At 60.3% G+C, this 12,204-nt stretch carries 9 protein-coding genes; all 9 read right to left on the bottom strand.

Going from position 1 to position 12,204, the window contains the following annotated elements:
* Nucleotides 1-2 precede the first annotated feature (2 nt).
* The 9 genes from AB3G88_RS06415 to lpxD all read right to left on the bottom strand — a co-directional run bounded on the left by AB3G88_RS06415 (nucleotide 3) and on the right by lpxD (nucleotide 12,204).
* Entirely contained in the window at nucleotides 3-1,634 is a 1,632-nt protein-coding gene (locus AB3G88_RS06415; RefSeq protein ID WP_032891641.1) for a CTP synthase, read from the bottom strand.
* A 274-nt stretch (nucleotides 1,635-1,908) separates the two neighbouring features.
* The gene (gene tilS, locus AB3G88_RS06410) at nucleotides 1,909-3,219 is read right to left on the bottom strand and encodes a tRNA lysidine(34) synthetase TilS (protein WP_480453497.1); all 1,311 of its coding nucleotides are present in this window, start codon (nucleotides 3,217-3,219) and stop codon (nucleotides 1,909-1,911) included.
* 160 nt (nucleotides 3,220-3,379) lie between these two features.
* Nucleotides 3,380-4,327 carry an acetyl-CoA carboxylase carboxyltransferase subunit alpha gene (locus tag AB3G88_RS06405; protein WP_003172288.1) on the bottom strand — a complete coding sequence of 316 codons (948 nt, stop codon included), beginning with the start codon at nucleotides 4,325-4,327 and terminating at the stop codon, nucleotides 3,380-3,382.
* Between the two features lie 128 nt (nucleotides 4,328-4,455).
* Nucleotides 4,456-7,977 carry a DNA polymerase III subunit alpha gene (dnaE, locus tag AB3G88_RS06400; RefSeq protein ID WP_480453496.1) on the bottom strand — a complete coding sequence of 1,174 codons (3,522 nt, stop codon included), beginning with the start codon at nucleotides 7,975-7,977 and terminating at the stop codon, nucleotides 4,456-4,458.
* 75 nt (nucleotides 7,978-8,052) lie between these two features.
* Nucleotides 8,053-8,685, bottom strand: a complete 633-nt coding sequence (gene rnhB, locus AB3G88_RS06395; RefSeq protein WP_099583348.1) for a ribonuclease HII — start codon at nucleotides 8,683-8,685, stop codon at nucleotides 8,053-8,055.
* Nucleotides 8,682-9,821: a lipid-A-disaccharide synthase gene (lpxB, locus tag AB3G88_RS06390; RefSeq protein WP_480453495.1), complete on the bottom strand. Its 1,140-nt coding sequence runs from the start codon at nucleotides 9,819-9,821 to the stop codon at nucleotides 8,682-8,684. The genes rnhB and lpxB overlap by 4 nt, the downstream gene beginning before the upstream one ends.
* 2 nt (nucleotides 9,822-9,823) lie before the next feature.
* Nucleotides 9,824-10,600 carry an acyl-ACP--UDP-N-acetylglucosamine O-acyltransferase gene (lpxA, locus tag AB3G88_RS06385; RefSeq protein ID WP_099583350.1) on the bottom strand — a complete coding sequence of 259 codons (777 nt, stop codon included), beginning with the start codon at nucleotides 10,598-10,600 and terminating at the stop codon, nucleotides 9,824-9,826.
* Entirely contained in the window at nucleotides 10,597-11,037 is a 441-nt protein-coding gene (gene fabZ, locus AB3G88_RS06380) for a 3-hydroxyacyl-ACP dehydratase FabZ (protein WP_003172281.1), read from the bottom strand. Before fabZ ends, lpxA begins: the two co-directional genes overlap by 4 nt.
* 111 nt (nucleotides 11,038-11,148) lie before the next feature.
* Nucleotides 11,149-12,204, bottom strand: a complete 1,056-nt coding sequence (lpxD, locus tag AB3G88_RS06375; protein WP_112193868.1) for a UDP-3-O-(3-hydroxymyristoyl)glucosamine N-acyltransferase — start codon at nucleotides 12,202-12,204, stop codon at nucleotides 11,149-11,151.

The raw sequence follows: 12,204 nt of genomic DNA, 5'->3' as shown, positions 1-12,204 counted from the left end.
GTTTACGCCTTCTTCTGATGTTGCGTCAGTGCAGCTTTGACGAAACCGCTGAACAACGGGTGACCGTCGCGTGGAGTCGAGGTGAACTCTGGGTGGAACTGGCAAGCGACGAACCATGGATGATCCGGTGCCTCGACCACTTCAACCAGCGCGCCATCACCGGAGCGACCGGAGATTTTCAGGCCGGCTTCCTTGATCTGCGGCAGCAGGTTGTTGTTCACCTCGTAGCGGTGACGGTGACGCTCGACGATCACGTCCTTGCCGTAGCAATCGTGAACCAGCGAGCCCGGCTCCAGCAGGCAATCCTGCGCGCCAAGGCGCATGGTGCCGCCCAGGTCGGAGCTTTCGGTGCGGGTTTCAACAGCGCCAGTGGCGTCTTCCCACTCGGTGATCAGGCCCACGACCGGGTGACCGCTCTTGCTGTCGAACTCGGTGGAGTTGGCGTCTTTCCAGCCCAGCACGTTACGGGCGAACTCGATAACGGCCACTTGCATACCCAGGCAGATACCCAGGTACGGCACCTTGTTCTCACGAGCGTACTGCACGGCGGTGATCTTGCCTTCCACGCCACGCAGGCCGAAACCGCCGGGAACGAGAATTGCGTCAACACCTTCGAGCAGCGCAGTGCCCTGGTTCTCGATGTCTTCGGAGTCGATGTAGCGCAGGTTGACCTTGGTACGGTTGCTGATACCGGCGTGGCTCATCGCTTCGATCAGCGATTTGTACGCATCCAGCAGCTCCATGTACTTGCCGACCATGGCGATGGTGACTTCATGCTCGGGATTGAGCTTGGCGTCGACCACGGCTTCCCATTCGGACAGGTCCGCGCCATTGCACTGCAGGCCGAAACGCTCGACCACAAAATCGTCCAGGCCTTGCGAGTGCAGGATGCCCGGGATCTTGTAGATGGTGTCGGCGTCTTCCAGGGCAATCACCGCACGTTCTTCGACGTTGGTGAACTGCGCGATCTTGCGACGCGAGGAAATATCGATCGGGTGATCGGAACGGCACACCAGCACGTCCGGCTGCAGGCCGATGGAACGCAGTTCCTTGACCGAGTGCTGGGTTGGCTTGGTCTTGGTTTCGCCGGCGGTGGCGATGTAAGGCACCAAGGTCAGGTGCATCAGCATCGCGCGCTTGGCGCCGACTTCGAAACGCAACTGGCGGATGGCTTCGAGGAACGGTTGGGATTCGATGTCACCCACGGTGCCACCGATCTCGACCATCGCCACGTCGGCATCGCCTGCACCCTTGATGATGCGGCGCTTGATTTCGTCGGTGATGTGCGGGATCACCTGGATGGTTGCACCCAAGTAGTCACCACGGCGCTCCTTGCGCAGCACGTGCTCGTAGACACGGCCGGTGGTGAAGTTGTTGTTCTGGGTCATGGTCGTGCGGATGAACCGCTCGTAGTGGCCCAGGTCCAGGTCAGTCTCGGCGCCGTCGTGTGTGACGAACACTTCACCGTGCTGGAACGGGCTCATGGTGCCCGGGTCGACGTTGATGTACGGGTCCAGCTTGAGCATGGTGACTTTAAGCCCCCGCGCCTCCAGGATGGCCGCCAATGAAGCGGAGGCAATGCCTTTCCCCAATGAAGAAACAACACCGCCCGTGACGAATATGTAGCGCGTCATGAAAAACCCTAGAAGTCTGCGTTAAAGCGGTCCGAGCCGCCGGGGAAAGCGAAGAGAGGCCGAAGCCCCCGATCACCTGCATTAATCACAGTGCACCTTTCAAAAAAACCGCCGCGTTGTGACAGACCAGCAGTGAAACTGCCAGTACGTTGATCGCTACACATTTTTTGGAATCGCCCAGCAAAGACTGCTTGGTAATCGGCAACTGCTGCGATTCAGGCGAATCCACAGAAGTTGTATCAAGAAGGGAGCGTAGTCTACCGGAAAGGCGCTATCAGCTCAAACCTTGATCGCAGGTCTGTGGCATCCAATGTAATTGCCAGCCTCGACTGGGTGCCGCCCAATGCCCAATGAGGCTGGGCACGCCCAGCAATTGCTCGCCCCGATACAGCAGCGGCAATCTGCCACGGACGAAACCCGGCACGCCACTTTCGTTAAGCAGGCGCTTCAAGTCACGCCGACCTCGGCCGGGCACCTCGACGATTTCACCGCCCTGGCGATAACGCACCTCCAGCGGGCCTTCGGGCGCCTCGCCGATAATGCTCAGCAGGCCATTGCCGGGTAACTCTAGTGGGTTTTGCAGATCGGGCCAGCTCACCGTTGCGTCGGAAAATTCCGACCAGATCGCAGGCAACCACCAGATGCGCTCGCCACAGCGGTGCAACTCGCCGTCAGCCAAGCGCCATAGCGGCTGTGCGTCGGCCTTGGCATCACGTAAGGAATACCAACTGGCCCAGTGATCACTGTCGGGCAACCGGGTGAGCGGAGCCAGCCAGTGACGCAGGGCGTTGCGCTGGCGGGCATCGGAAAGCTTGCGCAGTGCTGCCAAATCCAGGGATGGCAACTGAAGCCAGGGCAACGGCGAAGGTCGATCCGCGAACTGCAAGTCCATACGGGCCAGCTCATCAAGCAGTCCCTGCGCGTCGCTCAGGTGCTCGGCGGTACGGGCCAGGCTTGAGACAGCCTGGGGCCAGCGTTCCGTGAGGACAGGGAACACTCGGTGGCGCAGGTAATTACGGGAGAACCGTGGATCAGCATTGGATGGATCCTCGATCCACTCCAATTGATGCTCGTGGGCGTAAGCCTCCAGTTCCGCACGGGAGACATCCAGCAACGGGCGCAGCAGATGCCCCCCCGCCAATGGACGCTGCACCGGTATCGCCGCCAACCCGCGCACCCCGGCCCCGCGCAAGAGGCGAAACAGCAGAGTCTCAGCCTGATCGTCGCGATGCTGGCCCGTGAGCAAGACCTCCCCTGCCCCGACCACCTCGGCCAACGCCTGGTAACGCGCCTCACGGGCGGCACGCTCAAGACTCGCGCCTGGCTGGACCTGTACGTGCATGACGCGCAAGGGCACGCCCAGGCTGTCACAAACTGACTGGCAATGACTTGGCCAGGCATCAGCAGCAGCCTGCAGGCCATGGTGGACATGAACGGCGCTGAGCGGCGGGAGGTGTTCGGTGTTGGCGAGGAGGTGGAGCAGGACAGTGGAATCAAGACCGCCGGAGAAAGCGACATGCAAGGCGGGGGCGTTGCGCCAGGGGGCCAAGGCGTGCCGTAGTCTGGCGGTTAAGCAGGGCTTCATGGAAAGTACCGCCATCGATCTGTAATGCGATAACCCAGCATACACAAAGCAAATGTGGGAGGGGGTTTGCCCCCGATAACAGTGGGTCAGCCACCCGATTGGTTGACTGACACCCAGCTATCGGGGCAAGCCCCCTCCCACACTTGGTCTTGCTGCGACTTTAGAGACCGTAGCTCATCAGGCGCTCGTAACGACGGGCCAGCAGTGCTTCGTTATCCAGCTTCTTGAGCATCGCCAGTTGCGAGCCCAACTCGGCACGGATGGTCGCAGCGGCAGCGGCCGGGTCGCGGTGGGCGCCGCCCAGTGGCTCGGCGATCACTTTGTCCACGATGCCAAGGCCTTTGAGGCGATCGGCGGTGATGCCCATGGCTTCAGCAGCGTCCGGCGCCTTTTCCGCGGTTTTCCACAGGATCGAGGCACAACCTTCGGGGGAGATCACCGCGTAGGTCGAATATTGCAACATGTTCAGTTGGTCGCACACGCCAATGGCCAGTGCACCGCCGGAACCACCTTCACCAATCACGGTGGCGATGATCGGGGTCTTCAGGCGGGACATGACACGCAGGTTCCAGGCAATCGCTTCGCTCTGGTTGCGCTCTTCAGCGTCGATACCTGGGTAGGCACCCGGCGTGTCAATGAAGGTCAGGATCGGCATTTTGAAACGCTCGGCCATTTCCATCAGGCGGCATGCCTTGCGGTAGCCTTCCGGACGCGGCATGCCAAAGTTGCGGCGGACTTTCTCGCGCACTTCACGGCCTTTCTGGTGACCGATCACCATCACCGGCTGGTCGTCCAGGCGAGCGATACCGCCCACGATGGCCGCGTCGTCGGAGAAGTGGCGGTCGCCATGCAGCTCGTCGAACTCGGTGAAGATGTGCTGAATGTAGTCCAGGGTGTATGGACGGCGCGGGTGGCGGGCCAGGCGCGCGATCTGCCAACTGGTCAGCTTGCCGAAGATGTCTTCGGTAAGGGTGCTGCTCTTGTCTTGCAGGCGGGCGATCTCATCGCCGATATTCAGCGAATTGTCATTGCCGACCAGGCGCAGCTCTTCGATCTTGGCTTGCAGGTCAGCGATCGGCTGTTCGAAATCAAGAAAATTCGGGTTCATAAGCGTCCGTCTTGGGTCGACGGCCAGGGCGTGCCTGGCCAGCCGGTTGTCTGTTCGCGCCCTACCTTAAGGGAGAGGCGCGTTCAGGTCGAGATTAAATGTTCAGCCGAGGTCAGACGTGCTGACCGTCAGCGGTATTGGAGGAAGACGTTGTCTCGGCCGAACTGGTCACGCAAAGCTTGAATCAAGCCATCAGCAGGATCAATTCGCCAGGTCTCGCCGAACTGCAACATGGCCTTGGCGTCATTGCCGGTGTACTCCATGGTCACCGGGCATGCGCCACGGTGGCGCTTGAGCAGGTCGCCCAACCAGCGTAGCTGATCGCCCTTGAGCGCCTCGGTCTTGACCTTCAAACGCAGGCTTTCAGCCAGGTTGGTACGTGCATCTTCCATGCTCATTACCCGCTTGATACGCAGGCGCAGGCCACCGGAGAAGTCATCGTTGCTGACCTCCCCCTCCACCACCACCATGGCATCGGTCTGCAGCAGCGATTGCGCCGAATGGAAGGCGTCGGCAAACAGCGACGCCTCGATGCGCCCCGAACGGTCGTCGAGGGTGATGAAACCCATCTTGTCGCCCTTCTTATTTTTCATCACCCGCAGGGCGATGATCATGCCCGCGACGGTTTGGGTGTCCCGCGCCGGTTTCAGGTCGATGATGCGCTGGCGGGCGAAACGGCGGATCTCGCCTTCGTATTCGTCAATCGGGTGACCGGTGAGGTAAAGGCCCAAGGTGTCTTTTTCACCCTTGAGACGTTCCTTGAGGGTCAATTCCTTGGCCTTGCGGTGGTTGCCGTACACGTCCGCGTCTTCTTCGACGAACAACCCGCCAAACAGGTCGGCATGGCCGCTGTCATGGGTGCGGGCAGTCTGTTCGGCAGCCTTGATCGCTTCCTCCATGGCGGTCAGCAGCACCGCGCGGTTGCGGTCGATATTCGCCTGGTAGGCTTTCGGCTCGTCGTGGAAGTACGGGCCAAGACGGTCCAGCGCGCCGCTGCGGATCAAGCCATCAAGGGTTCGCTTGTTGATACGCTTGAGGTCAACCCTTGCGCAGAAGTCGAACAGGTCCTTGAACGGCCCGTCCTGACGCGCTTCGGTGATCGCCTCCACCGGGCCTTCGCCCACGCCCTTGATCGCGCCCAGGCCGTAAATGATGCGGCCTTCGTCGTTCACCGTGAACTTGAACTCCGAGGCGTTCACGTCCGGTGCATCGAGGCGCAGCTTCATGGTGCGCACTTCCTCGATCAAGGTCACGACCTTGTCGGTGTTGTGCATATCCGCCGAGAGTACCGCCGCCATGAACGGCGCCGGGTAGTGGGCTTTCAGCCACGCGGTCTGGTACGACACCAGGCCGTAGGCGGCGGAGTGGGATTTGTTGAAGCCATAACCGGCGAATTTTTCCACCAGGTCGAAAATGTTACCGGCCAGATCGGCATCGATATTGTTGGTGGCGCAACCTTCAATGAAACCGCCGCGCTGCTTGGCCATTTCCTCGGGTTTCTTTTTACCCATGGCTCGACGCAGCATGTCCGCGCCGCCGAGGGTGTAGCCCGCCATGACCTGGGCGATCTGCATCACCTGTTCCTGGTACAGGATGATGCCGTAGGTCGGCGCCAGTACGGGCTTGAGGCCTTCGTACTGATAGTCGGAGTGCGGGTACGCCAATTCGGCGCGGCCGTGCTTACGGTTGATGAAGTCGTCAACCATGCCCGATTGCAGTGGGCCCGGACGGAACAGGGCCACCAGTGCGATCAAGTCTTCCAGGCAGTCGGGCTTGAGCTTTTTGATCAGCTCTTTCATGCCCCGCGACTCAAGCTGGAACACTGCGGTCGTTTCAGCTTTTTGCAGCAACTGGTACGTCGGCTTGTCGTCCAGTGGGATGAACGCAATATCCAGCGGCTCTTCGTCGACCTTGGCGCGCTCGCGGTTGATGGTCTTGAGCGCCCAGTCGATGATGGTCAGCGTCCGCAGGCCGAGGAAGTCGAACTTCACCAGGCCAGCCGCCTCCACGTCGTCCTTGTCGAACTGGGTCACCAGGCCGCCGCCCTCTTCGTCGCAATAGATCGGCGAAAAGTCAGTGAGCTTGGTCGGCGCAATTACCACGCCACCCGCGTGTTTACCAACGTTACGCACCACGCCTTCGAGCTTGCGGGCCATGTCCCAGATTTCAGCGGCTTCTTCATCGATCTTGATGAAGTCACGCAGAATTTCTTCCTGCTCGTAGGCCTTTTCCAGGGTCATGCCGACTTCGAACGGGATCATCTTCGACAGGCGGTCGGCCAGGCCGTAGGACTTGCCCTGCACTCGCGCCACGTCGCGGATAACCGCTTTGGCGGCCATGGAACCGAAGGTAATGATCTGGCTGACGGCATTGCGGCCATATTTCTCGGCCACGTATTCGATCACACGGTCGCGACCGTCCATGCAGAAGTCGACGTTGAAGTCGGGCATGGAAACCCGTTCCGGGTTGAGGAACCGTTCGAACAGCAGGTCATATTCCAGGGGGTCGAGGTCGGTGATCTTCTGTACATAGGCCACCAGCGAGCCGGCGCCCGACCCACGGCCAGGGCCGACGGGCACGCCGTTGCTTTTAGCCCACTGGATAAAGTCCATTACGATCAGGAAGTAACCGGGGAACCCCATCTGGATGATGATATCCAGCTCGAAATTGAGCCGGTCGACATACACCTGGCGCTTGGCTTCATAGTCCTCGGTGGTGTCCTTGGGCAGCAGCACGGTGAGCCGCTCTTCCAGGCCATCGAACGACACCTTGCGGAAATACTCATCGATGGTCATGCCATCGGGGATCGGAAAGTTGGGCAGGAAGTGCTTGCCCAGCTTCACTTCAATGTTGCAGCGCTTGGCAATCTCGACGGAGTTTTCCAGGGCCTCGGGCAGGTCGCTGAACAGCTCGGCCATCTCGTCGGCGCTTTTGAGGTATTGCTCTTCGCTGTAGTTTTTCGAGCGACGCGGGTCATCCAGGGCCCGGCCTTCGCCGATACATACCCGAGTTTCGTGGGCTTCGAAATCTTCCTTCTTGATAAAGCGCACATCGTTGGTAGCAACCAGTGGCGCGCCCAGCTTATCGGCCAGGGCTACCGCGGCGTGCAGGTGCTCTTCATCATTGGGGCGATTGGTGCGCTGCACTTCCAGGTAGAAACGGTCGGGAAAGACCTGCATCCACTCCTTGGCCAGCACTTCGGCTTCCTGGGGGTTGCCGCCCAGCAGCGCAAGACCAATCTCACCCTCTTTAGCGGCCGACAGCATGATCAGGCCTTCGCTGGCCTCGGCGACCCATTCACGTTCGATAATGATCGAACCGTTGCGCTGGCCATCGATAAAGCCGCGGGAGATCAGTTCCGTGAGGTTGCGATAACCGACGCCGTTCATCGCCAGCAGGCTGATGCGGCTCAGCGCGTTATCCGGATCTTTATTGGACAACCACAGGTCGGCGCCGCAGATGGGCTTGATGCCGGCGCCCATCGCGTTCTTGTAGAACTTGACCAGGGAACACATGTTGTTCTGATCGGTCACCGCCACCGCTGGCATGTTCATGCCCACCAGGGTTTTGACCAGGGGTTTGATCCGTACCAGGCCGTCGACCAGGGAGTACTCAGTGTGCAGGCGCAGGTGAACGAATGAAGCCGGCATAGTGATCCTGTCTTATACGTGGAAACAACAAGGCCCGGATTGTACCGGGCCTTGGCAAAAACATCAGCCTCGCGACTACACCTCGCTGAGACTCTCCCGCGCCTCGTAAGCCAGGCGTACCGGGGCAAACGAGCGGCGGTGGATCGGCGTGGGACCGAGCCGGGCCAGGGCTTCCAGATGAACGGGCGTCGGATAGCCCTTATGCCCACCGATGCCGTAGCCAGGGTAGATCAACTCGAACGCCGCCATTTCCCGGTCACGGCTGACCTTGGCCAGGATCGAAGCCGCGGCGATGGCCGGGACCTTGCTGTCACCCTTGACCACCGCCTCGGCCGCCATCGCCAGTTTAGGGCAGCGGTTGCCGTCGATCATCGCGAGCTTGGGCGTGATGTGCAGGCCTTCGACGGCACGCTGCATGGCGAGCATGGTGGCGTGAAGGATGTTCAACTCGTCGATTTCCTCGACTTCGGCCCGGGCAATATGCCAGCTCAGGGCTTTCTCACAGATCTCGTCGTAGAGCTTTTCGCGGCGCGCTTCGGTGAGCTTCTTCGAATCATTCAGGCCGAGGATCGGACGGTTCGGGTCAAGAATCACCGCTGCCGTGACCACAGCGCCGCACAGGGGGCCGCGCCCTACTTCGTCAACACCGGCCACCAGTTCGTCGGCTTGGGCAACGAGGCTGAAATCCAGGCCCATTTGCGTACTCATAAAGCTTCCTGTTTGTGGCCGATCAAGGTCAATACGGCATCCGCCGCCTGGTTCGATGCGTCACGGCGCAGGGTGCGATGAATCTCATCAAACCCTCGAGTCTGTTCTTCGCCGCCATCGATCAATGGCAGCAGTGTCTGTGCCAAGGCCTCGGGTTTTGCATCGTCCTGCAACAACTCCGGCACCAACAGGCGTTGGGCCAGCAAGTTGGGCAAAGAAATGTAGGGACTTTTGACCATGCGCTTGAGAATCCAGAAGGTCAGCGCCGCCAGGCGATACGCCACGACCATCGGACGCTTGTAGAGCAAGGCTTCCAGGGTGGCCGTGCCTGAGGCAATCAGCACCGCATCGCAGGCCGCCAGGGCCAGGTGCGATTGGCCATCGAGCAGGGTCAACGGCAGGTTGCGACCTTCCAGCAGCGTTTCGATCTGCGCACGGCGCTGCGGGCTGGCACAGGGCAGTACGAAACGCACACCCGGCTTCAAGGCTTGCAGGCGTTCGGCGGCATCGAAGAACACGCTGGCCAGCCGGCCGACTTCGCCACCCCGACTGCCCGGCATCAACGCGACAAGCGGGCCATCGGGCAAGCCCAACTGCGCGCGGGCCGCTGCACGGTCCGCCTGTAACGGGATGTCGTCCGCCAGGGTATGCCCGACAAACCGCACCGGCACGCCCTGTTCTTCGTAGAACCTGGCCTCGAACGGCAGCAGGGTCAACATCAGGTCACAGCCTTCACGGATCTTCAGCACACGTTTCTGTCGCCATGCCCACACGGAGGGGCTGACGTAATGCACGGTCTTGATCCCGGCCTGACGCAACTTGAGTTCGATATTGAGGGTGAAGTCCGGCGCGTCGATTCCGATGAAGACGTCGGGCTTTTCTTCGATCAGGGTCTGAATCAGCAGCTTGCGGCGCGCCAACAGCTCACGCAGGCGACCCAGCACTTCCACCAACCCCATGACCGACAGGCGCTCCATGGGAAAGTAGGACACAAGGCCTTCAGCCTGCATCAGCGGACCACCGACGCCAATTAACTCCACCGCCGGATGCTGGGCCTTGAGGGCCCGCATAAGACCTGCGCCCAGAATATCGCCGGAAGCTTCTCCGGCCACCAGCGCAATACGCAGATTGGCCATGATCAGCGGGTGATGCCGCGGGTCGATGCCTGGATCGAATCACGGAACACCGCGACTTCCGGGAACAACGCTGCCGGCTCGGTCAGTTGGGCCAACGCCTGGTCAACCGTCAGCCCCTGGCGGTAAACCACCTTGTAGGCACGGCGCAGGGCATGGATGGCCTCTTCGCTGAAGCCACGACGGCGCATGCCTTCGAAGTTCATGCTGCGGGCTTCGGCGGGGTTGCCGAACACCGTGACAAACGCAGGGACATCCTTGCCAATGGCGGTGCCCATGCCAGAAAAACTGTGGGCGCCGATATGGCAATACTGATGCACCAGGGTGAAACCAGACAAGATCGCCCAATCGTCAACGTGCACATGGCCAGCCAACGCCGTGTTGTTGACCAGGATGCAGTGGTTGCCGATCACGCTGTCGTGGCCGATATGGGCATAAGCCATGACCAGGTTGTGATCACCCAGAGTGGTCTCGGCACGATCCTGCACGGTGCCACGGTGAATGGTCACGCCTTCACGGATGATGTTGTGATCACCGATTACCAAGCGTGTCTCTTCACCCTTGTACTTCATGTCCGGGGTGTCTTCGCCTACCGAGGAAAACTGGTAGATGCGATTGTGTTTGCCAATGCGGGTCGGACCTTTGAGGATCACGTGCGGCCCGATGACAGTCCCCTCGCCGATTTCCACACCTGCGCCGATGATCGACCAAGGGCCGACCTCAACGTCGGCGGCCAGAACGGCCGACGGATCGATGATTGCGCGAGGGTCAATCAAACTCATAGTTTGCGTTCCGCACAGATGATCTCGGCAGAGCACACCGGCTTGCCGTCCACCGAGGCCTGGCATTCGAACTTCCAGATCTGGCGCTTGCAGCTGATGAACTTGGCTTCCAGGATCAACTGGTCACCCGGGGTGACCGGATTGCGGAAACGCAACTTGTCGGAGCCCACGAAATAGTAAAGCGTGCCGTCGGCAGGCTTGAGGTCAAGCATTTTGAAACCAAGGATACCGGCAGCCTGGGCCATCGCTTCGATGATCAACACGCCCGGCATGATGGGATGCGCGGGAAAGTGACCATTGAAGAACGGTTCGTTGATGCTGACATTCTTGTAGGCACGAATGCGCTTTTCCTCAACATTGAGGTCCACTACGCGGTCCACCAGCAGGAACGGGTAACGGTGAGGCAGGTATTCGCGAATCTCGTTGATGTCCATCATTTCGGGGGGAAGCCTGTAATAAAGATTGGGGGCGGGCGACTAAACGCACGCCCCGCTAGCAAATCAAGGAGGCAAGTCTAGCGGCTGTGCACACTTGATATGGAAATGGTATCAGCCTTCTGATGAAGCATTACCGCCAGGGGTCACGTCCCCAACACGCTTTTCCAGCTGTTTGAGACGTCGAGCCATGTCGTCGAGCTGCCTCAACCGTGCTGCACTCTTGCGCCATTCAGCCGCAGGCTGCATGGCGGTACCGGATGAATAGGCCCCAGGCTCGGTAATCGAGTGGGTCACCATGGTCATGCCGGTGATGAAAACGTTGTCGCAAATATCGATATGCCCCACCAGCCCGACGCCACCGGCAAGCATGCAATGCTTACCGATCCTGGTGCTGCCGGAAATCCCCACGCACGCCGCCATGGCGGTGTGATCGCCAATCTGCACGTTGTGGGCAATCTGGATCTGGTTGTCGAGCTTCACACCGTTGCCGATCACGGTATCGGCCAAGGCCCCGCGATCGACAGCTGTGTTGACACCGATTTCCACGTCGTCGCCGATCAAAACGCCGCCGACCTGGGCAATCTTGTTCCAGATACCTTTGGAGTTGGCAAAACCGAAGCCCTCCCCGCCGATCACAGCACCTGACTGAATGACCACACGCTCACCGATACGCACATCGTGGTACAGGGTCACGCGCGGTGCCAGCCAGCCATCGGCACCGATTTCACAGCGCGCACCAATAAAGCAATGCGCACCAACGGTTACACCGGCCGCAATGCGCGCACCACTCTCGATCACCGCAAAGGCGCCAATGCTCGCACCAGGATCAACCTGGGCATCATCGGCGATCACCGCCGACGGGTGAATACCGCTGGCTGCCTTGGGTTTCGGATCGAACAGGTGCGACACCTGCGCATAAGCCAGGTACGGATCAGCTACCACCAGCGCATCCCCGGCAAACCCTTCGGCGTCAGCAGCCTTGAGCAATACGGCTGCGGCTTGGCTGTCGACGAGGTATTTACGGTATTGAGGGTTTGCGAGGAAGCTCAACTGAGCTGGGCCAGCCTCCTGCAAGGTGGCTAGCCCAGTGATTTCCTTCTCCTGGGAGCCACGCAAGGTGGCCCCCAGGAACTCGGCCAACTCGCCGAGCTTGATAGTCGCGGTCAT

Source organism: Pseudomonas arvensis (assembly GCF_056688935.1).
The sequence above is the reverse complement of the archived record's forward strand: the minus strand, read 5'-3'. Positions and strand labels throughout refer to the sequence as shown.

Excerpts from the sequence above, each read along its gene's own strand:
- AB3G88_RS06415 (WP_032891641.1), bottom strand. The coding sequence starts at position 1,634 with ATGACGCGCTACATATTCGTCACGGGCGGTGTTGTTTCTTCATTGGGG.
- tilS (WP_480453497.1), bottom strand. The coding sequence starts at position 3,219 with ATGAAGCCCTGCTTAACCGCCAGACTACGGCACGCCTTGGCCCCCTGG.
- AB3G88_RS06405 (WP_003172288.1), bottom strand. The coding sequence starts at position 4,327 with ATGAACCCGAATTTTCTTGATTTCGAACAGCCGATCGCTGACCTGCAA.
- lpxD (WP_112193868.1), bottom strand. The coding sequence starts at position 12,204 with ATGACCGCGACTATCAAGCTCGGCGAGTTGGCCGAGTTCCTGGGGGCC.
- lpxB (WP_480453495.1), bottom strand. The coding sequence starts at position 9,821 with ATGGCCAATCTGCGTATTGCGCTGGTGGCCGGAGAAGCTTCCGGCGAT.
- rnhB (WP_099583348.1), bottom strand. The coding sequence starts at position 8,685 with ATGAGTACGCAAATGGGCCTGGATTTCAGCCTCGTTGCCCAAGCCGAC.
- dnaE (WP_480453496.1), bottom strand. The coding sequence starts at position 7,977 with ATGCCGGCTTCATTCGTTCACCTGCGCCTGCACACTGAGTACTCCCTG.
- lpxA (WP_099583350.1), bottom strand. The coding sequence starts at position 10,600 with ATGAGTTTGATTGACCCTCGCGCAATCATCGATCCGTCGGCCGTTCTG.
- fabZ (WP_003172281.1), bottom strand. The coding sequence starts at position 11,037 with ATGATGGACATCAACGAGATTCGCGAATACCTGCCTCACCGTTACCCG.